This is a genomic window from Sphingomonas endophytica, from assembly GCF_014199415.1.
GTDB lineage: Bacteria > Pseudomonadota > Alphaproteobacteria > Sphingomonadales > Sphingomonadaceae > Sphingomonas > Sphingomonas endophytica.
The window spans coordinates 188386-209355 of sequence record NZ_JACIJN010000007.1 but is presented as its reverse complement, the minus strand read 5'-3'; the positions used below and the strand labels follow the sequence as shown (position 1 = coordinate 209355).

The following is a 20970-nucleotide window of genomic DNA, read 5'->3' as shown; positions in this document are numbered from 1 at the left end:
CGGGAACGTGGGAGCATCATAAATGGCCAGCCCCCCCCCCCCCCCCCCCCCCCCGCGCCCCCCCCCCCCCCCCCCCCCCCCCCCTCCCCCCCCCCCCCCCCCCCCCCCCCGACTTCCGTCATCCCGGACTGGATCCGGGATCCCGCTTCTTCTTCTGCGACGCGGGCTAAAAGCGGGATCCCGGGTCAAGCCCGGGATGACGAACGGGGTGAGGCTACACCTCTTCCTTCAACGGCCGCGCCAGCAGGTCGTCGATCACGCCGCGCACCGCCCCGCCGGCGAGCAGGCGACACACCGCCGCGGTGATCGGCATCTCGACCCGCGCCGCCTGCGCCGCCTCCAGCAGCACCGGCGCGGTATAGGCGCCCTCGGCGACGGTGCGGCGGTTCGTCAGCAGGTCCGCCGCCGCCTCGCCGCGCCCGATCCCGACCCCCAGCGAGAAATTGCGCGATGCGGTCGACGAACAGGTCAGCACGAGGTCGCCCAGCCCCGACAGTCCGGCCAGCGTCTCCGCCCGCGCGCCTTTCGCCGCACCGAAGCGCGTCATCTCCGCAAAACCGCGCGCGATCAGCGCCGCGCGCGCATTCTGCCCCAAGCCCGCGCCATCGACGACGCCGCAGGCGATCGCGAGCACGTTCTTGACCGCGCCGCCGATCTCCGCGCCGATCACGTCGCTGCTGGCATAGGGTCGGAAATGCGGTGCCGCGATCGCGGTGGCCAACAGCGCGCGCGTCGCCGGGTCGTGCCCGGCCAGCGTCACCGCGGTCGGCAATCCGCGCGCCACCTCATGCGCGAAGGTCGGCCCCGACAGCACCAGCACCGGCGAGGCGGGATGCTGTTCCAGCGCCACCTCGCTCATCAGCAGATGCGTCCCGGCCTCGATCCCCTTCGAGCAGACCACCAAGGCCTGTGCATTGGCGGGCAGCTGCGCGAGCACCGTGCGCATCGCCTGCGCGGGCGTGACGATCAGGTTCGCCGCGGCCTCCGCCACCCACGCCAGATCGCCGGTCGCGCGGATCAGCGGCGACAGCGGAATGCCGGGCAGATAGGCGGCGTTCTCGTGATCCGCGTTGATCGCATCGACCAGCGCCGGGTCGCGCGCCCATAGCCGCACCTCATGGCCGTTGGTGGCGGCGACCTGCGCGAGCGCGGTGCCCCACGCCCCTGCGCCGATGACGCCGATCGGGCCGCTCATGCCTTCACCCCCGCGCCACGCACCTTCTCCGCATCCGGGTCGAGCGGCCAGCGCGCGCGCGCCGCGGTGTCGAGCGGGTCGGTCAGCCCGGCGGCGAAGCGCTCCGCGCCCGCCCAGGCGATCATCGCGGCGTTGTCGGTACACAGCCACGCCGGCGGCGCGACGAAGCGCAGGCCATGCTCGGCGGCCAGCGCCTGCAACGCCGCGCGCACCGCGCCGTTCGCCGCCACCCCGCCCGCGACGACCAAGGCGGTTGCGCCGTCCGCCTTGTCGAGCGCGCGGCGGGTGCGGTCGATCAGGCAGTCGACCACCGCCTGCTGGAAGCTCGCCGCAACATCGGCGGCGGCATGGTCGGGCGCCATCCGCGCCACCGCCGCCTTCAACCCGGCGAACGAAAAATGCGGCTCGGGCGAGCCCTTGAGCGGGCGCGGCAGCGGCACCGCGCGGGCGTCCCCCTCGGTAGCGGCGCGCTCGACCGCCGGACCGCCGGGAAAGCCGAGCCCCAGGATCTTCGCGGTCTTGTCGAACGCTTCGCCCGCGGCGTCGTCGATCGTCGTCGCGAGCCGGCGATAGCGCGCGACGCCCTCGACCAGCAGCAACTGGCAATGCCCGCCCGAGACGAGCAGCAGCAGATAGGGAAAGTCGAGATCGGGATCGGCCAGCCGTGGACTGAGCGCATGCCCCTCGAGATGGTTGACCGCGATCAGCGGCTTGCCCGCCGCGTGCGCCAGCGCCTTGCCGGTCACCAGCCCGACCAGCACCCCGCCGATCAGCCCCGGCCCGGCGGTGGCGGCGATCGCATCGACGTCCGCCAGCGTCTTGCCGGCATCGCCGAGCGCCGCCTCGACCAGCGGCTGCAGCACCTCGACATGCGCGCGCGCGGCGATTTCCGGCACGACCCCGCCATAGGGACGATGCGCCGCCTCCTGCCCGGCGAGGCGGTGCGCCAGCACCTGCCGGTCGCCGGTGACGAGAGCGGCGGCGGTTTCGTCGCAGGAGGATTCGAGCCCGAGGATCAGCATCGCGGCTATCTAGGCCGGGCTGTCCGTCATTGCGAGCGTGGCGACACGACGGCGCGAGAACGCGGCCTCCATACCGTCCTCCGGCGAAGGTTCGGCTGCTTGTCCACCCCCTCTCCCGTCGCCCCTGCGCAGGCAGGGACCCATGCCTGTACCGTCACCCGATCGGCCTGAAACACGGCCGCCGATGTTTGTGTCAGACGAAGCACCAGAACGACGCAGACATAGGCCCCTGCCTGCGCCGGGGCGACGGGGCTTGTGGCGCCGCAACGCTTGCAGGCCGCGCGCCGAGCCGCCAAGAGGTGCGGCATGTTCCGGCTCGGTACCCGTGGTTCGCCGCTCGCGCTCACCCAGGCAGGCATGGTGCGCGATGCGCTGATGGCCGCGCATGGCTGGGGGGATGTCGAGATCGTCACGATCCGCACCACCGGCGACCGCGTGCAGGACCGCGCGCTCGCCGAGATCGGTGGCAAAGCTTTGTGGACCAAGGAGCTGGACCGCGCGCTGCTGGCGGGCGAGGTCGATGCCTGCGTTCATTCGATGAAGGATGTCGAGACGCTGCGCCCGGAGGCGATCGCGATCGCCGCGACGCTGCCACGCGCCGACGTGCGCGACCGGCTGATCGGCGCGGCGTCGATCGCGGCGCTGCCCGACAAGGCGGTGATCGGCACCAGCAGCCCGCGCCGCGCCGCGCAGCTGCGCCGGCTGCGCCCCGACGTCTCGGCGGTGCTGTTCCGCGGCAATGTCGACACGCGGCTCGGCAAGCTCGCGACCGGCGAGGTCGATGCGACCCTGCTCGCGGCAGCGGGACTGGAGCGGCTCGGCCGGCATGACACCGGGGTGGCGATCCCGCTCGACGTGATGCTCCCGGCCCCCGCGCAGGGCGCGGTCGGGGTCGAGACGTTGGCCGATGGTCCGGCGCGCGCGCTGGTGGCCGCGATCGACCACGCGCCGACGCATCGGGCGGTCGCCGCCGAGCGCGCGTTGCTCGCCGGGCTGCGCGCCGATTGCCATTCGCCGGTCGCGGCGCTGGCGGTGGTCGGGAGCGAGACGTTGGTGCTGCGCGCACAATTGCTGACCCCCGATGGCAGCGAGGCGATCGAGGGCACGGCCGAGGACGCCGATCCGGTAATGCTCGGGGCGCGGCTCGCCGAGGAGCTGCTGACGCGCGCACCGCCAGCGATCCGCGCGCTGTTCGGATGACGCGCGCGCTGGTGCTGCGGCCCGAGCCGGGCAACGCACGCACCTGCGCGGCGCTGGTGGCAGCGGGAATGGCGCCGGTGGCGCTGCCGCTGTTCGCGGCGGTGCCGCTCGGCTGGTCGCCGCCGAACCCGGCCGACTTTGACGCGCTGCTGTTGACCAGCGCGCAGGCGGTGCGGCTGGCGGGTGCCGGGCTCGCGCGACTGGCGCGGCTGCCGGTGGTCGCGGTCGGGGCGGCGACGGCGGCGGCGGCACGCGCGGCCGGGCTGGACGTCGCGATCGTCGGGAACGGCGATGCTGCCGCAGCGGTGGCGCGGGCGGCCGCCTATCCGCGGTTGCTGCATCTCGCCGGACGCGAGCATGTCGCGCAGCCGGGGGTTGCCGCATTGCCGGTCTATGCCAGCGAGCCGATCGCGGTAGCGCCCGACGCGCTCGCGGCAGCGCTGGATGCGGTGGTGCTGCTCCATTCCGCACGTGCTGCGCAGCATTTTGCGACGCTGGCCGAGCCGTTGCCGCGCCCGCGCATCCGGCTTGCCGCGCTCAGCCACGCCGTCGCCGCGGCGGCGGGAGCGGGCTGGGCCAAGGTCGTCATCGCCGATCGGCGCGAGGATGCCGCGCTGGTACAGGCGGCGCTTGCCGCACATGATTGACCGGCGCGGCGGGCGCGAGGATAAGCGGACAATGAGCGATCCCCTCGGCACGACGCGCCCCCCCACGCGATCGCGGATCGGCCCGGCGCTGGCGATTGCGATCCTCGCCTTTCTGATCGGGCTGGGGCTGATGGCCTATGCGGTCCGCAACACGCCCGGCTTCTTCGCGCGCGGTGGATCGAACGCGCCCGCCGCCAAGCCGACCACCGCACCGGTCGCGCCGCCCGAAGCCAATGCCGATGCCGCGACGCTGGCGCTGCGCGAGGCGACGCTGGCGGCGCAGCTCGCCAATCTCGAGGCGCGCGCCGCGCGCACCGACGCCGATACCGCCGAGGCCGCGGTGAACGCCGGCAAGGCGGAGGCGATCTTCGTGACCTTCGCGGCGCGGCGCGCGCTCGATCGCGGCGCCGGGCTCGGCTATCTGGAGAACGAGCTGCGCCGCCGCTTCGGTGCGACGCTGCCGGCGCAGGTCGGCACCGTGATCCGTGTCGCGCGCCAGCCGGTGACGCTGGAAGACTTGCGCGAAAGCCTCAACACCGCCGCGCCGATGCTGCTCGCCCGGCCGAGCGACTGGTGGAGCGGGATCGGCAGCGAGCTGCGCAACCTGGTCGTGATCCACCGCGCCGATACGCCGTCGCCGCTGCCGTCCGACCGGCTGGCGCGCGCGCGTCGGCAGCTCGACAACGGCAATGTCGAGACCGCGCTGGCCGAGGTCGAGCGGCTGCCGGGAGCGGCGGATGCGGCGAACTGGACCGCCGCGGCGCGGCGCTGGATCGACGCGCGCGCAGCGCTCGACACGCTGGAGACGGCGGCGATCACCGGTGCCTTCGCGCCGCCGCCGGCACGCCCGGCCGAGCCGCAGCCGGTACCCTCGCCTTCGGCCTCGGCGGATGGGAGCTTGTTTTAGCGCGTCGCCGCCCGGGGTTCGCTCGTCCCGTCATTGCGAGCGTAGCGAAGCAATCCAGCGTCGGACCAGGACGCCCTGGATTGCTTCGCTACGCTCGCAATGACGGAATTGAGCGACGTTACTTCTTCCCCAGCGCCTCGGCGATCAGCGTCCGCGTGTTCGCGATGCCGTACAGGCGGATGAAGCTGCCCATCCGCGGTCCCTGGCTGGAGCCGAGCAGCGTCTCGTAGAGCGCCTTGAACCAGTCGCGCAGCTCGGTGAAGCCGCCGGTCTTTCCGATCTCGTAGACGATGTTCTGCACGTCCTCGGCGCTCGCCTCCTCGGGCAATGCTGCCAGTTCGGCATCGAGCCGCTCCAGCGCCGCGACCTCGACACCCTCGGGCGCACGGCGCTGGAGGGTCGGGGCGACATGGTCGCGGTGATAGGCCAAAGCATGGCCGATCAGCCGGTCCAGTTCGGGATAGGCCGCGGGCGTCGCATCGGCGACGTAATTGGCGAGATAGGCCCAGACCTGCTCGCGCGTCGCCCCCTCGCCCATCACCCCGACGAGGTTGAGCAGCAACCCGAACGTCACCGGCAATGTGTCGTCGGGCAGCTTGCCGTCATGGACATGGTGGACGGGGTTGCCGAGCCGCTCCTTGGTTGCCTGCCCGGCGTAATTGCCGCGGAACTGCCAGTAATCGTCAACCGCGCGCGGGATCACGCCCATGTGGAGCTGCTTGGCCTTCTTGGGCTCGCGATAGATGTAGAAAGCGAGGCTCTCCTCGGGGCCGTAGGTCAGCCACTGCTCGATCGACAGGCCGTTGCCCTTCGACTTGGAGATCTTCTCGCCCTTGTCGTCGAGGAACATCTCGTAGTTGAAGCCCTCCGGCGGACGACCGCCGAGCACGCGCGCGATCTTGGAGGATTGCACGACCGAGTCGATCAAGTCCTTGCCGGCCATCTCGTAGTCGACGCCGAGCGCGACCCAGCGCATCGCCCAGTCGACCTTCCATTGCAGCTTCGACAGCCCGCCGAGCGCGGATTGCTCGATGCGTTCGCCCTCATCCTCGAACGCGATCAGCCCGCGCTCGGCGTCGATCACCTCGACCGGCACCTGCAGCACGATGCCGCTCTTCGGGCTGACCGGCAGCACCGGCGAATAGGTCGCGCGGCGCTCGGCGCGCAGCGTCGGCAGCATCACGTCCATGACGCCCTGCCAGTGGCGCAGCACACCCCTGATCGCGTCGTCGAAGCGGCCTGAGGTGTAATAATCGGTCGAGGACGCGAATTCGTAGTCGAAGCCGTAGCGGTCGAGGAAGTCGCGCAGCGTCGCATTGTTGTGCGCGGCGAAGCTGTCGAACTTGCCGAACGGATCGGGGATGCGGGTCAGCGGCTTGCCGAGATGCTCGCGCAGCATGTCGCCGTTGGGGACGTTGTCGGGCACCTTGCGCAGCCCGTCCATGTCGTCGCTGAACGCGATCAGCCGCGTCGGGGTATCGCTGAGCGCGTGGAAGGCGTTGCGGACCATCGTGGTGCGCAGCACTTCGTTGAAGGTGCCGATGTGCGGCAGACCCGACGGGCCATAGCCGGTCTCGAACAGCACCGGCTGACCGTCCGGTTTCCCGTCCGGGTAACGCTTGAGGAGCTTGCGCGCCTCCTCATACGGCCAGGCCTTGGAGTCGAGAGCGGCGGTTCGGAGTTCGTCGGTCATAATGCGCGCCGACGTAGCGAGACGCGCGCGCGATGGCTATATGCACGCGCGATGTCGTTCTGGCCCGCCCTGTTGCTGTTCCTCGCCACCGTCGCGCTGATGGAGGGGTTCGCCTATGTCATGCACCGCTGGGTGATGCACGGCTGGGGCTGGTTCCTCCACGAAAGCCACCATCGCGCGCGGCACGGCAATTGGGAGCTGAACGATCTGTACGCCGCGATCTTCGCGGTGCCGTCGTTCGTGATGATCCTCGGCGGGGTGCAGCTCGGCTGGTGGCCGGGGTTCACGTGGATCGGCGCGGGGATCGCTGCGTATGGCGCGATCTATTTCGGGTTCCACGACGTGATCGTCCACAAAAGGCTCCCGACGCGATATCTTCCGAAGTCCGCCTATATGAAGCGGATCATCCAGGCGCATCGGCTGCACCATGTGGTGGAGACGAAGGAAGGGAACGTCAGCTTCGGCTTCCTGATCGCCCCGAAGCCGGAAGATCTGAAGGCGGAGCTGAAGCGCCGCGGGCGTGCCGGGGTGCGGGCGGCGGCGGGTGTGGAGCGTGAGCGGGTTCAGGGTACGTCATCCCGGACTTGATCCGGGATCCCGCTTCTTCTTGCACGGTCGGTAAAAAGCGGGCCCCCAAGTCCGGGGCGACTGTGTGGCGTTTTGGTCGCCAGCATCAAAAATCGACGGCGATGCCCTTCAACTCCCAATCGCCGAACCGCACCGGATCGCGACCGAGCGGGTCCTCCCGAGGACGCTCCAACGGCCCGGGCGCGGGAACCGGCGTGTTGGGGCTGAGATAGGCGGGCGGCTTCACATGATCGGGGCGCTTGGCCATCGCTTCGGTCCTTCCGATTGATCCGGCGTGCGCCTCGGCACATATGCAGCGTCATGATCGCCTTCAAGCCGAGCCTCTTGCGGCAGACCGCCCGTGGCTGACGCCCGCCCGCCCCGTTCCCCCGCCCGCCCGCGTTCCGCCCGTCCCGATCGCACCCCCGGCGGCCCCGAACCGCTCGGCACCGCGCCGCGGCGCGCGGCGTTGCGGCTGCTCGATGCGGTGCTGCGGCGCGGCGAACCGCTCGAATCGGCGCTCGCCCATGCGACGCGCGCGCTGGCGGGGGGACCCGACCGCGGATTGGCGCACGCGATCGCCGCCGAGACGCTGCGCTGGCTCCCGGATCTCGATGCGCTGATCGACTCGGCGACGCGCCAGCGCCTGCCCGACGATGCCAAGGCGCGCAGCGCGCTGCGGATCGCGCTCGCGCAGGCGCTCGGGCTCGGCACCCCGCCGCACGCCGCGATCGCCACCGTGCTGCCGCTGGTCGACGGCGGCCCGCGCAAGCTGGTGCATGGCGTGTTCGGCACGCTGATGCGCGGCGAGGCGAAGCTGCCCGAGGTGCCGACGTTGCCCGCCGCGGTTGCGGAGCGCTGGCGGAGCAATTGGGGGAATGACGTCGCCGCCGCCGCCGCGCGTGCGATCGCCGCGCCGCCGCCGATCGATCTCAGCTACGCCGATGCCGCAAAGGTGCTGCCCGACGCCACCTCGCTCGCCTCCGCGCACGCGCGCGTTCCGGCGGGCAGCGATGTGGCCGCGCTTCCCGGTTACGACGCAGGCGAATGGTGGGTGCAGGACCTCGCCGCCTCCATCCCGGCGCGGCTGATCGGGCGCGGCACCGGTACCGCGCTCGACCTGTGCGCGGCACCGGGCGGCAAGACGCTCCAGCTCGCCGCCGCCGGCTGGCAGGTGACCGCGGTCGAGATGTCCGAAAGTCGCGCCGTGCGACTTCGGGAGAACAGCGAGCGCACCGGGCTGTCGTTCGAGATCGCGATCGCCGACGTGCTGAAATGGTCGCCCGACGCGCCCGCGCAGGCGGTGCTGGTCGATGCGCCGTGCAGCGCGACCGGCATCTTCCGCCGCCACCCCGACGTGCTCCACCGCGCGCACGGCGGGATCGTCGCCGAGATGGCGCTGTTGCAGGCGCGGATCCTCGAGCGCGCGGCGACGTGGATCGCGCCGGGCGGCACGCTCGTCTACGCCACCTGCTCGCTCGAACCCGAGGAGGGGGAGGCGCAGATCGAGCGTTTCCTGCGCGATCATCCCGACTTTTCGATCCGCGCGCCCGTCGACGGCGAACTGCCCGCCGGCATCGCCGCCGAGCCCGAAGGCTGGGTTCGCACGCTGCCGGGGATGCTCGAAACGGTCGGTGGATGCGACGGGTTCTTCGTCGCGCGGGTTGAGCGCGCTTCCGCCTGACGCCCGCGTCCGCTAACGGGGCGGGATCATGAGAAAGCCCGTCCGCATCGCCCCTTCGATCCTGTCCGCCGATTTCGCCAGACTGGGAGAGGAGGTGCGCGCGATCGATGCCGCGGGCGCCGACTGGATCCATATCGACGTGATGGACGGGCATTTCGTCCCCAACATCACGATCGGCCCGGCGGTGGTGAAGGCGCTGCGCCCGCACACGGCCAAGCCGTTCGACGTCCATCTGATGATCTCCCCGGTCGACGTATACCTCGACGCCTTCGCCGAGGCGGGCGCGGACACGATCACCGTCCATCCCGAGGCTGGGCCGCACATCCACCGCACCGTCCAGCACATCAAGGGGCTGGGCAAGCGCGCCGGCGTGGTGCTCAATCCCGGCACCCCGGCCAAGATGCTCGACTATCTGATCGACATGGTCGACCTGGTGCTGGTGATGAGCGTCAACCCCGGCTTCGGCGGGCAGCATTTCATCGACAGCCAGCTCAGGAAGATCGCCGCGATCCGCAAGATGATCGAACAATCGGGGCGCGACATCGATCTGGAGGTCGACGGCGGCGTCGACACCGAGACCGCCCGGCGCGCGATCGAGGCCGGCGCCGACGCGCTGGTCGCGGGCACCGCCACCTTCCGCGGCGGGCCGGAGCATTATGCCGAGAACATCCGGGCGCTGCGCGGCGGATGACCGACGACCGCACCGGCATCGACTCCGAAAAGCACGTCATCTCCGCCGGACAGGGCGAATCGCTCGGCGACCGCATGGCGGCGTGGTTCGAACGGCTGACATGGCGCACCCCGCTCCACGACCGGCGGCTCGACGGCCAGCATCCGGTCAAGCTGGTCGCGGCGCCCGTCGACCCGATCCCCGGCGAGAGCGACCTTGGCGAAGCGATGCTCGAAGGCTGGATGTTCGCGGGCGGCGAGCATCACGCGATCGAGACGATCGACGTCGCCGCGCCCGCCGCCGGGCCGGCGTTCGTCGAATATCTGCATTCCTTCGCCTGGCTGCGCGATGTCGCCGCGCTCGAGGATCGCACGCGCGCGGTGCCGTTGGCGGAAGCGCTGGCGGGCGGCTGGCTGGCGGCGCACGGCGACCGTGTGTCGGACCCGGCATGGCGCCCGGCGACCACCGCGCGGCGGCTGGCGATGTGGGCGTTCCATGCGCCGCTGCTGCTCGCCTCGTCCGATCTCGTGTTCCGTTCGCGCGTTCTCAACGGCGTCGCGCGCGCCGCGCGGCATCTTGATCGCACCGCCGACAAGGCGCCCCCGGGCGCCGAGCGCATCGCCGCCTGGGCGGGCGTGGTGATCGCCGGGCTGTTGCTGCCCGCGGGTGAGACGCGGCTCGCGATCGGCGAGACCGGGCTGGCGCGCGCGCTGGGCACGGGGCTGAGCGCGGACGGCGGGGTGGTCAGCCGCTCGCCGGCGGCACTGCTCGACGTGCTCGCGACGATCGGGCTGGTGCGCGCCGCCTATGAGGCGCGCGGCGTGCCGCTCCCCGAGCCGGTGGTGCAGGCGCTGTCGCTCGCCACGCCCGCGCTGCTGGGGACGACGATGGGCGACGGTGGCCTGTCGAGCTGGCAGGGCGGGCTGCCGGTCGACGCCGATACGGTCAACGACGTGCTGCTCGCCAGCGGCGCGCACGGCCGCCCGCTGCGGCAGTCGCGCGACTGGGGCTATCAGCGGCTCGCCAATGGCGCGGCGGTGCTGATCGTCGACGCCGCCCCGCCGCCGATGGCGCGCGTTGCAGAGGGCGGCTGCGCCTCGACGCTCGCCTTCGAGTTCAGCGACGGCGCGGAGCGGCTGATCGTCAATTGCGGCGGCGCGGGCGTCACCGGCGCGCGGATGTCGGCGGCGATGATGACCGGGCTGCGCAGCACCGCAGCGCATTCGACGCTGACGATCGGCGACACCAATTCGACCGCGATCCTGCCCGACGGTACGCTCGGCAAGGGCGTGCGCGAGGTCGAGCTGACGCGGCAGGAATCGGAGCTGGGCAGCCGGATCGAGGCGCGCCACGACGGCTATGTCCGCCGCCACGGCTTCCACCACCAGCGCACCCTGCTGCTGCTCAGCGACGGTCGCGAGCTGCGCGGCGAGGACGCGTTGCTCGCCGCACCGGGCGCGCGCCCGCGCCGTGCCGATGCGATGACGCCGTTCCTGCTGCGCTTCCACCTTGCCGCCGGCGTCGAGGCGGTCGCGACCGCGGACAATCAGGCGGCGATGCTGCGCACGTCTGCTGGCAATTTCTGGCACTTTCGCAGCCGTGGCGAGCGGCTGACGATCGAGGACAGCGTGTGGGTCGACGGCTGGGGACGGCTGTTCACGACGCAGCAGATCGTGATCCACGGCCTCGCCCCGCCGACCGGGGTGAGCGTCAACTGGGTGTTGAAGCGCGCGCGGTAGGCGGCCGTCGCATCAGGCGTCATCCGTCACCCCGGGCGCGGGCCGGGGTGACGGACGGACAGGGCGGCCGGCTGCCCCCTAAAGGCTTGAGCCCTGCCCTTCCCGCGCGTAAGCGCGCGCGCATGACCAGCATCCCGATCCGCCGCGCGCTCCTTTCCGTCTCCGACAAGACCGGGATCGTCGATCTCGCTAAAGCGCTTGGCGACAAAGGTGTCGAACTCGTCTCGACCGGCGGCACCGCCAAGGCGCTGCGCGATGCCGGGCTGACCGTGCGCGACATCAGCGAGCTGACCGGCTTCCCCGAGATGATGGACGGCCGGGTCAAGACGCTCCACCCCAAGGTCCACGGAGGATTGCTTGCGGTCCGCGACGACGCCGCGCACGCCGCGTCGATGGAAGAGCATCAGATCGGCGCGATCGACCTCGTGGTCGTCAACCTCTATCCGTTCGAGGCGACCGTCGCCAAGGGCGCAGACCGCGACGAGGTGGTCGAGAATATCGACATCGGCGGGCCGTCGATGGTCCGGTCGGCCGCCAAGAACCACGCCTATGTCGCGATCGTCACCGATCCCGCCGATTACGCGCTGGTTGCCGCGGGCTCGACCACGCTGGAGGATCGCAAGCGGCTCGCCGCCAAGGCGTTCGCCACCACCGCCGCCTATGACGGCGCGATCGCGCGCTGGTTCGGCAATGTCGATCAGGGCGAGCGCTTCCCGGCGGTCCTGCCGCTGACGCTGCGCCGCGCGGGTGATGAACTGCGTTACGGCGAGAACCCGCACCAGCACGCCGCCTTCTATGCCGCGATCGGCGACGCAACGCCCGGGATCGGGCAGGCGCGGCAGGTGCAGGGCAAGGCGCTGAGCTACAACAATTACAACGACGCCGATGCCGCGCTGGAGCTGATCGCCGAATTTCGCGACGCCGATCCGACCTGCGTGATCGTCAAGCACGCCAATCCGTGCGGGGTGGCGACCGCCGCGACGCTGGCCGAGGCGTATGAGGCGGCGTTCGCGTGCGACACGGTCAGCGCGTTCGGCGGGATCATCGCGGTCAACCGCCCGCTCGACGGGGTCACGGCCAAGGCGATCACCGGCATCTTCACCGAGGTCGTCGTCGCCCCCGACGCCGACGAGGAAGCACTGGCGCTGTTCGCGGCGAAGAAGAACCTGCGCTTGCTGCTGGCCGGCACGCTGCCCGATCCGGCGCGCGACGGGCTGTTCGCCAAGTCGATCGCGGGCGGCTGGCTGGTCCAGTCGCGTGACGCCGGGCGCGTGCTGCCCGCCGACCTGAAGGTGGTGACCAAGCGCCAGCCGACCGAGCAGGAACTCGCCGACTGCCTGTTCGCCTGGACGGTTGCCAAGCACGTCAAGTCGAACGCGATCGTCTATGCCAAGGGGGGCAGCACCGCCGGCGTCGGCGCGGGGCAGATGAATCGGCTGGAATCGGCGCGGATCGCGGCGTGGAAGGCCAAGGATGCCGCCGACAAGGCCGGCTGGGGCGAGACGCGCACAATCGGCTCGGCGGTGGCATCGGATGCGTTCTTCCCGTTCGCCGACGGCTTGCTGGCGGCGGTCGAGGCGGGCGCGACCGCGGTGATCCAGCCGGGCGGCTCGATCCGCGACGACGAGGTGATCGCCGCCGCCGACGAAGCCGGGCTGGCGATGGTGTTCACGGGGATGCGCCACTTCCGCCATTGATCGGCGCGGTTGACGAAAGCCCGTCGCCCCTGCGCAGGCAGGGGCCCATGTCTGTCGGGTGTGCCAGAACGCTGACACATAAGCCGACGTGGCCGAGCGAACGGTTAGCCGAGAACTCTACAGACATAGGCCCCTGCCTGCGCAGGGGCGACGGTGCTATCCGGCGATCAGCGGATGAACCCACCTTCGTTCGGCAGCGTCGCCTCTTCCGCGCTCGGCATCTTGCTGAAGAGCGCGCGGTCCTCGGGACCGAAGGCGTAGCGCCAGATCACGAACAGATACGCCGCCAGCGTCGCGGCGACGCCGATCGACACCTGCGCCCAGCGCCACGCCGGCGGCAGCAGCGCGAAGGCTCCGCCAACCGCCGCGCCCGCGCTCGCCGCCCAGACGAGCGGCCAGCGCATCGGCGAGACGCTCGCGCCCAGCAGCCGCCCCAGCACCCCCGCCTTGATGAACGAGGTGAGCAGCACCACCAGCATCAGCGCAATCGGCGCACCCGCCGCCTGTGTCGTGACGCCATAGCCCGCCGCGCGCAGCGCCAGGATCAACCCGAACGACAAAGCGATCTGCAGCGCGAGCATCGTCATCGAGATCAGCAGGTTGCGGTGCCGCGCCATATAGACCAGCGCCGATTCGGATACCGCGCCGGTCGAGGCGAACACCTCGGCGAACAACAGGAACACCATCGGTGCCGCGCCGCCGACGAACTGCGGCCCGATCGTCGCCATCACCCCCTCGCGCGGGATCGAGGCGGTGATCGCCAGCGCGAGCTGCGCGGCGATGATCCAGAACGCCACCTGCCGCACCTGCCGCGCGATCGCCGCCAGATCGCCGCGCGCGAGGCTCTGCGTCACCACCGGCCCCAGAATCGGGTCGAAGCTGGTCTTGAGCTTCTGCGGCAGGCTCGCGACCTGTTGCGCCATATAATAGATGCCGACCACGCTCGGCGCGAACAACGTGCCGAGGATCAGCCGGTCGACGTTGCGGCTGCCCCATTCGAGCGCGTCCGCCCCTGCGAGTGGCGTGTTGGCGCGCGTCATCTGCCATAATTGCCCGACATGCGGCGACCAGCCGTGCGGCACGCCATAGCTGCGGATCAGCGGGACGATGCTCGCGGTGAGCGCCGCGACCATGCTCGCGACATAGGCGAGCACCAGCCCGTCCTTGTGCGTGAAGAACGAGAACAGGAACGCGAAGATCGACAGCGTCCACGGCTCGATCACCGCGCGCGCGGTCACGCTCGCCTTGACGTTGTGGCGATAGGCGAGCGCGGCGAGGCTGACGTCGGACAGCGCGGGCGCGAGGATGATGAGCGGGAAGAAGCGGTCGAGCCCGCCGATCTGTGAATTGGGGTACATCGCCTGTGGAAAGGCGAACAGCAACACGCTGGCGATCAGGCTGGCGATCAGCGCGAGCGCCAGTGCGTCGAAGACGACGTGATTGTGCGGGCGATCGGTCGACGACAGCGCCTGCGCGAGTCCGCGCTTGAGCCCGAGCGTCGCGATGAGCGCGGCGAACTCCACGACCACCACGGCAATCGCGAAGCGGCCGACCAAGGCGGCGCCGTACATATGGCCGGCGATGAACAGGAACGGGATGCGCGCGCCGAGCCGCAGGACGAAGCCGGCGACGTTGGTGCGGCCGCCTTTCGCAAGCGCGGCGATGTCTTCGGGTTGGTCGGTCGCGGTCATCTCGATGCCTGACCAATGACCGTTCGCTTCGAGCAGGGTTCGAGCGCAGCCGAGAACCCGCCCGTCGAGAAGGTGCCGCGGGTGGCGACCTCTCGACACGCCGTCTCGGCTGCGCTCGACGGCTGCTCGAGGCGAACGGGGGTGCGAAGGCGCGCCGCGGCAAAGCCGCGTTGTCGGACGGGCGCTGGCCGCCGGCCGCGCCCGCTTGAGTCAGCCGGGCGTGGCCGGCTGCCAAGCGGCGCGGTCAATGCGCCGCTCCCCAGCTTGCTCCCACCCCGATCTCCACCCCCAGCGGCACGTCGAGCACCACCGACGGTGCCGCCGCCCCCGCCATCACGCGCTCGATCACCGGGCGTGCGCGCTCGACGTCGCCCTCGGACAGTTCGAACACCAGTTCGTCGTGAACCTGCAACAGCATCCGCACGTCGGGCAGCCCCGCCTCGAGCAGCGCTGGCTCCATCCGCGCCATCGCGCGCTTGATGATGTCGGCGCTGGTCCCCTGGATCGGCGCGTTGATGGCGGCGCGCTCCGCGCCCTGCCGCTCGTGCTGCACCTTGCTGCGGATGCGCGGGAAATGCGTCTTGCGGCCGAACAATGTCTCGGTGAAGCCGTGCTCGCGCACCTGCGTCAGCGTCTCGGCGATATAGCGGTTGATGCCGGGGAAGCGCTCGAAATAGCGGTCGATCATCGACTGCGCCTCGTCGGCGGAGATGTCGAGCCGCCCCGCCAGCCCCCAGCGCGAGATGCCGTAGAGGATCGCGAAGTTGATCGTCTTGGCGCTGGCGCGCGTGTCGCGCGTCACCTCGCCGAACAATTCCTGCGCGGTCAGGCTGTGGATGTCGTCGCCGCGCGCGAACGCTTCCTTGAGCTGCGGCACGTCGGCCATATGCGCCGCCAGCCGCAGCTCGATCTGCGAGTAATCCGCGGCGAGGATGACGTTGCCCGCGTCGGCGACGAAGGCGTCGCGGATCTGCCGCCCGGTCTCGGTACGGATCGGGATGTTCTGGAGGTTGGGATCGGTCGACGACAGTCGCCCGGTCTGCGCGCCGGTCAGCGAATAGCTGGTGTGGACGCGCCCGGTCTGCGGGTGGATCTGCTCCTGAAGGCTATCGGTATAGGTGTTCTTCAGCTTGGTAAGCTGACGCCATTCCAGCACCTTGGTCGCGATCTCCGCCCCCGCCGATCCCTTGTCGGCCGCCAGCCGTTCCAGCTCGGTGACATCGGTCGAATAGACCCCGCTCTTGCCCTTGCGCCCGCCCTTGAGCCCCAGCCGCTCGAACAGCACATCGCCGAGCTGCTTGGGGCTGCCGATCGTGAACGGCCCGCCGGCCAGCTCGTGGACGACGCCTTCGAGATGCGCGATCTGCGTCGAGAACTCGCCGGACAGCTGCGCCAGCTTCTCGCGATCGACCTTGATCCCGCGCCGCTCCATCCGCGCGATCACCGAAACCAGCGGGCGGTCGACCATCTGGTAGACGCGCGTCCCGCCCTCGCGCGGCAGCCGCGCGGTGAAGCGCCGCCACAGCCGCAGCGTCACGTCGGCATCCTCGGCGGCGTAGCGCGTCGCGCTCTTCAGGTCGATTTCGTGGAAGCCGAGCGCCTTCTTCCCGGTCCCGACCACGTCCTTGTACGCGATGCACGTGTGCGAGAGGTGCGTCGCGGCCAGCTCGTCCATGCCATGCCCGTGCAGGCCGGCGTCGAGCGCGAAGCTCATTACGATCGTGTCGTCATAGGGCGCGACGTCGATCCCCAGCCGTGACAAGACGATCAGGTCGTATTTGAGATTGTGCCCGATCTTGAGGACACCGGGGTCCTCGAACAGCGGCTTGAGCTTCGCCAGCGCGGCGTCGCGGTCGAGCTGCGGCGGCCGCTCGGCGAACATGTCGCTCCCGCCATGCGCCAGCGGCACGTAGCAGGCGAGGTTCGGGTGCAACGCCATCGACACGCCGACCAGTTCGGCGAGCATCGGGTCCTTCGCGGTGGTCTCAGTATCGATTGCCACCCAGCCCTGATTCCGCGCGACCGTGATCCAGCGGTCGAGCGACTCGTCGTCGATTACCGTCTCATAGCCGTCGTGGTTGCACGCCGGCTCCTCGTCGGCGTCGAACGCGGCATCGCTCGCCGCTTCGGCGACCGGGGCATCGGCGACCTCGCCGAGCCGCGTCAGCAGCGAGCGGAAGCCGTGATGGTCGAGGAATGCCCGCAGCGGTGCGTCTGGGATGCCGTCTGCCAACGAAAGTTCTTCGAGCGGCTGCGGCAGCGGCACGTCGCACGCCAGCTCGACCAGCTTGCGGCTCATCCGCGCCGCTTCGGCATGCTCGATCAGATTGTCGCGCAGCTTGCCCTTCTTCATCGCGTCGGCAGCGGCGAGCACGCTCTCGACATCGCCATGTTCGAGGATCAGTTTCGCGGCGGTCTTCGGCCCGACGCCCGGGACGCCCGGAACGTTGTCGACGCTGTCGCCCATCAGCGCCAGCACGTCGCCGAGCTTGTCCGGGCCGACCCCGAACTTCGCCTCGACATCGGCGGGGCCGAGCGTGCGGTTGTTCATCGTGTCGAGCATGTCGACCGACGGATCGGTCATCAACTGCATCAGGTCCTTGTCGGAGCTGACGATCGTCACCTGCCAGCCCTGCGCCAGCGCCGCCTTGGTATAGCTGGCGATCAGGTCGTCGGCTTCCCAGCCCTGTTCCTCGATGCACGGCAGCGAGAAGGCGCGCGTCGCGTCGCGGATCATCGGGAATTGCGGGACGAGGTCCTCGGGCGGCGGGGGGCGGTGCGCCTTGTACTGGTCGTAAAGCTCGTTGCGGAACGTGCTGCTCGACTTGTCGAGGATCACCGCCATGTGCGTCGGCCCGTCGGCCTTGTGGAGCGCGTCGGCGAGCTTCCACAGCATCGTCGTATAGCCATAGACCGCGCCGACCGGCTCGCCATGCTTGTTGGTGAGCGGCGGGAGACGGTGATAGGCCCGGAAAATATAGCCCGATCCGTCGACGAGATAGAGGTGCGGCATGGCGGCTGCCCTATAACGGATTGGGGTCAGGGGGAACCGGGGTTTCTCCGTTCGTCATTCCCGCGCCACCATCGTCATCCCCGCGCAGGCGGGGATCCAGACGCGCAGGCCCGTCGGAAGAGCCGCACCGTTGGAGGTTCTGGATTCCCGCCTTCGCGGGAATGACGAAGAGGCACCTACTCCGACTCGTCCGCCCCGCCTGCGCGTGGCTGGGCGCCGGTCAGCGCGGCGGCGACCTGCTGGATCAGCACCTGCCGCACGCGCATCGGCGCGGTGGTGTCGCCGATCTGCACCGCGATCGCATAGCGCCGCCCGTCGGGCGCGGTCAGGATGCCGATGTCGTTGAACCCGGCGTTGCGGCTGCCCAGTTCCTGCCCGGTGCCGGTCTTGTGCGCGAGCGTCCAACCCGCCGGGGTCGCCGCCTTCAGCCGCGCGCGTCCGGTGTGCGAATTCGCCATCGTCTCGAGCAGCACCCGCGTCGACGTCTCGCTCAGCAACTCGCCGCGCGCCAGCCGCGCCAGCGCCTCGACGATCGCGGCGGGCTGCGCGCCGTCGGGGGGATTGTCGATATAGCGTTGCAGCGCCGCCCGGCGCACCTCCGGATCAAGCCGCGCGCGCGCCGCCTCGAACCCGCGCCCCAGCGCCATCGACTGGTTCCACGTCACCCCCGCGGTGCCGCTCTGGAGCAGACGCTCGCCGGGGCCGAAGCGGATGCCGGCGATATGCTTGTCGGCAAGGAAGCGCCGCACCGCCGCCGGGCCGCCGACATAGCTCAGCAGCCGGTCGTTGGCGGTGTTGTCGCTCTGCGTCAGCGCGCGCGTCAGCAACCCGCCGACCGTGGTGCGATAGCCGTCGCCGGTCACCAGCGACGCGACCGGCTGGTGGAACAGCGTCAGATCGTCGCGCGTCACCAGCAGCGGGTCGTCGAGCTTGAGCCGCCCGGCGTCGCGCTGCGCCAGCACGGTCATCGCGACCCATAATTTGCTGACGCTCTGCTGCGGCAGATAGAGCGAACCGCCCTCCTGCACGATCCAGTCCTCGTCGACCGCCTGGATCGCCGCGCCGGCCTTGCCGGGAAAGCTGCGGATCAGCTGCGTCACGCGTTGCTGCAACGCGCGCGGCGCCGATTTCGGGCGCGGCGGCGCGGGCGGCGGGACCGCGACCGAGACGATCGGCGGCGGTGGCGCGGCCGGGATCAGCGTCGACCCCGCCCCCGCGCCGCAGCCGGCGATCAACAGCGACCAGCCGATCACCGACGACCGGTGCGCGAATGTCGTCTTCCCCATGCCCGCCGCCGTCACCCCTGCCTGATCCGCGGGTGTGCCGGGCGCGCCTGCCGAGGCAAAGCCCTGCGACTCGTGCTTGCGACGACCGCCCGCCAGCGCGCGACGAGTCGAGTCGGGGTCGCTCAACCGACTGGTCCCCCAAGGCCGATCGACATCCGCCGATCTCCTTCTTCCGTCATCCCGGACCTGATCCGGGATCCCGCTTTTTGCCGCCGTCGCTGGAAGCGGGGCTCCGGATCAAGTCCGGGGCGACGTACAAGAGGATGTTCGGGTTGATCCGACCCAGGGCTCACGGCACCAGCACCGTATCGACCGGTGGGTCGCTCAGCTCGGGATAGTCGAGCGTGTAATGCAGCCCGCGGCTTTCATGGCGATGCAGCGCCGAGCGGACGATCAGGTCGGCGGTCTGGAGCAGGTTGCGCAACTCGATCAGATCGGGCGTGACGCGGAAATGCCCGTAATAATCCTCGATCTCGCTGCGCAGCAGGTCGATGCGGTGACGGGCGCGCTCCAGCCGCTTGGTGGTGCGGACGATCCCGACGTAATTCCACATGAAGCGACGGATCTCGGTCCAGTTCTGCTTGATGACGACTTCCTCGTCGGAATCGGTCACGCGGCTTTCGTCCCACGCCCGGATCGCGGGCACGTCGGGCAAAGTGTCCCAGCGTGCGGCGATGTCGCGCGCCGCCGCCTCGCCGAATACGAAACATTCGAGCAGTGAGTTCGACGCCAGCCGGTTCGCGCCGTGCAGCCCCGATTGCGTGCACTCGCCCGCGGCATAGAGGCCGGGCAGATCGGTGCGCCCGTCGCGATCGACCATGATCCCGCCGCAGGTGTAATGCTGCGCCGGCACCACCGGGATCGGGGCGACGGTCATATCGATCCCCAGCCCTTTCAGCTTCTCGTAGATGTTCGGGAAATGCCCGCGCACGAAATCGGCGGGCATGTGGCTGATGTCGAGATGGACGAAGTCGAGCCCGTAGCGCTTGATCTCGGCGTCGATCGCGCGCGCCACCACGTCGCGCGGCGCCAGCTCCAGCCGCTCCGCATCGTAATAGGGCATGAAGCGCTTGCCGGTGGTCGGGTTGATGAGCCGCCCACCCTCGCCGCGCACCGCCTCGGTGATGAGGAAGTTCTTGACCTCCAGATGGTAGAGGCAGGTCGGGTGGAATTGCATGAATTCCATGTTCGCGACGCGCGCTCCGGCCCGCCACGCCATCGCGATCCCGTCGCCGGTCGCGCCGCGCGGCGCGGTCGAGAACAGATAGGTGCGCCCCGCCCCGCCGGTCGCGAGGATCGTCGCGCGCGCGGTGTGGAGCGCGACCCGCCCGCTGCGGCGGTCGATCGCATAGACACCCCAGACGTTGCCCGCGCCCGAATAGCGCTCCTCGTGCCGGCTGGTGGCGAGATCGATCGCGACCTGATCGGGGACGAGCGTGATGTTGGGATGCGCCTCGGCGGCGCGCTGCAATGCCTCCTGCACCGCCCAGCCGGTCGCGTCGGCGACATGGACGATGCGGCGGTGCGAATGGCCGCCCTCGCGCGTCAGGTGCAGCGCGCCCTTTTCCTCGGCGAACGGCACGCCCAACGCGCGCAACCGCTCGATCGCGGCGGGGGCGCGTTCGACGACGAGTTCGACGATCGCGCGGTCGTTGAGCCCGGCGCCGGCGACCATCGTGTCCTCGACATGATGCTCGAACGTGTCGCCGGGTTCGAGCACCGCGGCGATCCCGCCCTGCGCCCAGGCGGTGGAGCCTTCGTTGAGCGCGCCTTTCGCAAGCACCGTCACCTTGAAACGATCGGCGAGATTGAGCGCCGCGGTCAGCCCGGCCGCGCCGGAGCCGACGATCAGCACGTCGCTTCCAGTCATGCCGCGCGCCCGCGAATGTTGCGAATGTTGAGACGCTGGCGGGTTCTTGCGGCGGGCACGGGGTACATGATGATCCATGTGGCATAGAT

The 20970-nt window shown here is 70.4% G+C and carries 16 protein-coding genes; 8 read left to right on the top strand and 8 right to left on the bottom strand.

What is annotated here, in order from left to right; all coding sequences use genetic code 11:
* Positions 1 to 214 precede the first annotated feature (214 nt).
* Positions 215 to 1195 carry an NAD(P)H-dependent glycerol-3-phosphate dehydrogenase gene (locus tag FHS97_RS12140; protein WP_184037927.1) on the bottom strand — a complete coding sequence of 327 codons (981 nt, stop codon included), beginning with the start codon at positions 1193 to 1195 and terminating at the stop codon, positions 215 to 217.
* Positions 1192 to 2217 (bottom strand): tRNA (adenosine(37)-N6)-threonylcarbamoyltransferase complex transferase subunit TsaD, encoded by a 1026-nt coding sequence (gene tsaD / locus FHS97_RS12135; RefSeq protein ID WP_184037922.1) that lies wholly within the window; start codon positions 2215 to 2217, stop codon positions 1192 to 1194. The genes FHS97_RS12140 and tsaD overlap by 4 nt, the downstream gene beginning before the upstream one ends.
* 306 nt (positions 2218 to 2523) lie before the next feature.
* Between tsaD and hemC the strand changes: the two genes are divergently transcribed.
* From hemC to FHS97_RS12120, 3 genes are read left to right on the top strand one after another with little or no spacing between them, the layout of a single operon-like run.
* Positions 2524 to 3417, top strand: a complete 894-nt coding sequence (gene hemC / locus FHS97_RS12130) for a hydroxymethylbilane synthase (RefSeq protein ID WP_184037919.1) — start codon at positions 2524 to 2526, stop codon at positions 3415 to 3417.
* Complete coding sequence (locus FHS97_RS12125; RefSeq protein ID WP_184037916.1) at positions 3414 to 4064, top strand: uroporphyrinogen-III synthase; 651 nt, start codon at positions 3414 to 3416, stop codon at positions 4062 to 4064. Before hemC ends, FHS97_RS12125 begins: the two co-directional genes overlap by 4 nt.
* A 31-nt stretch (positions 4065 to 4095) precedes the next feature.
* Positions 4096 to 4971 carry a hypothetical protein gene (locus FHS97_RS12120; protein ID WP_184037913.1) on the top strand — a complete coding sequence of 292 codons (876 nt, stop codon included), beginning with the start codon at positions 4096 to 4098 and terminating at the stop codon, positions 4969 to 4971.
* A gap of 118 nt (positions 4972 to 5089) precedes the next feature.
* Here FHS97_RS12120 and FHS97_RS12115 read toward each other — a convergent pair whose 3' ends face one another.
* Positions 5090 to 6664, bottom strand: a complete 1575-nt coding sequence (locus tag FHS97_RS12115; RefSeq protein ID WP_184037911.1) for a lysine--tRNA ligase — start codon at positions 6662 to 6664, stop codon at positions 5090 to 5092.
* Between the two features lie 51 nt (positions 6665 to 6715).
* Here FHS97_RS12115 and FHS97_RS12110 point away from each other — a divergent pair, with 51 nt between their 5' ends.
* A complete protein-coding gene (locus FHS97_RS12110; protein WP_184037908.1) occupies positions 6716 to 7252 on the top strand; it encodes a sterol desaturase family protein in 537 nt (178 codons plus the stop codon).
* Positions 7253 to 7337: 85 nt separating this feature from the next.
* On the opposite strand, the gene FHS97_RS12105 is transcribed toward FHS97_RS12110, so the two are convergent.
* On the bottom strand, positions 7338 to 7499 hold the full coding sequence (locus FHS97_RS12105; protein WP_184037891.1) for a DUF1674 domain-containing protein: 162 nt from the start codon (positions 7497 to 7499) through the stop codon (positions 7338 to 7340).
* A gap of 93 nt (positions 7500 to 7592) precedes the next feature.
* On the opposite strand from FHS97_RS12105, the gene FHS97_RS12100 reads away from it, so the two are divergent.
* From FHS97_RS12100 to purH, 4 genes are all read left to right on the top strand, one after another.
* Positions 7593 to 8915: a transcription antitermination factor NusB gene (locus FHS97_RS12100; protein ID WP_184037888.1), complete on the top strand. Its 1323-nt coding sequence runs from the start codon at positions 7593 to 7595 to the stop codon at positions 8913 to 8915.
* Positions 8916 to 8943: 28 nt separating this feature from the next.
* Positions 8944 to 9606, top strand: a complete 663-nt coding sequence (rpe, locus tag FHS97_RS12095) for a ribulose-phosphate 3-epimerase (protein WP_184037885.1) — start codon at positions 8944 to 8946, stop codon at positions 9604 to 9606.
* Positions 9603 to 11324: a heparinase II/III family protein gene (locus FHS97_RS12090; RefSeq protein WP_184037882.1), complete on the top strand. Its 1722-nt coding sequence runs from the start codon at positions 9603 to 9605 to the stop codon at positions 11322 to 11324. The genes rpe and FHS97_RS12090 overlap by 4 nt, the downstream gene beginning before the upstream one ends.
* A gap of 122 nt (positions 11325 to 11446) precedes the next feature.
* Positions 11447 to 13021: a bifunctional phosphoribosylaminoimidazolecarboxamide formyltransferase/IMP cyclohydrolase gene (gene purH, locus FHS97_RS12085; RefSeq protein WP_184037878.1), complete on the top strand. Its 1575-nt coding sequence runs from the start codon at positions 11447 to 11449 to the stop codon at positions 13019 to 13021.
* Between the two features lie 167 nt (positions 13022 to 13188).
* On the opposite strand, the gene FHS97_RS12080 is transcribed toward purH, so the two are convergent.
* The 4 genes from FHS97_RS12080 to nadB form a co-directional block, all read right to left on the bottom strand.
* The gene (locus FHS97_RS12080; protein ID WP_184037875.1) at positions 13189 to 14712 is read right to left on the bottom strand and encodes a lipopolysaccharide biosynthesis protein; all 1524 of its coding nucleotides are present in this window, start codon (positions 14710 to 14712) and stop codon (positions 13189 to 13191) included.
* 244 nt (positions 14713 to 14956) lie between these two features.
* Positions 14957 to 17725, bottom strand: a complete 2769-nt coding sequence (gene polA, locus FHS97_RS12075; RefSeq protein WP_184037872.1) for a DNA polymerase I — start codon at positions 17723 to 17725, stop codon at positions 14957 to 14959.
* Between the two features lie 176 nt (positions 17726 to 17901).
* The gene (locus FHS97_RS12070) at positions 17902 to 19011 is read right to left on the bottom strand and encodes a serine hydrolase (RefSeq protein ID WP_184038017.1); all 1110 of its coding nucleotides are present in this window, start codon (positions 19009 to 19011) and stop codon (positions 17902 to 17904) included.
* A 289-nt stretch (positions 19012 to 19300) separates the two neighbouring features.
* Complete coding sequence (nadB, locus tag FHS97_RS12065) at positions 19301 to 20881, bottom strand: L-aspartate oxidase (protein WP_184037868.1); 1581 nt, start codon at positions 20879 to 20881, stop codon at positions 19301 to 19303.
* Positions 20882 to 20970 lie beyond the last annotated feature (89 nt).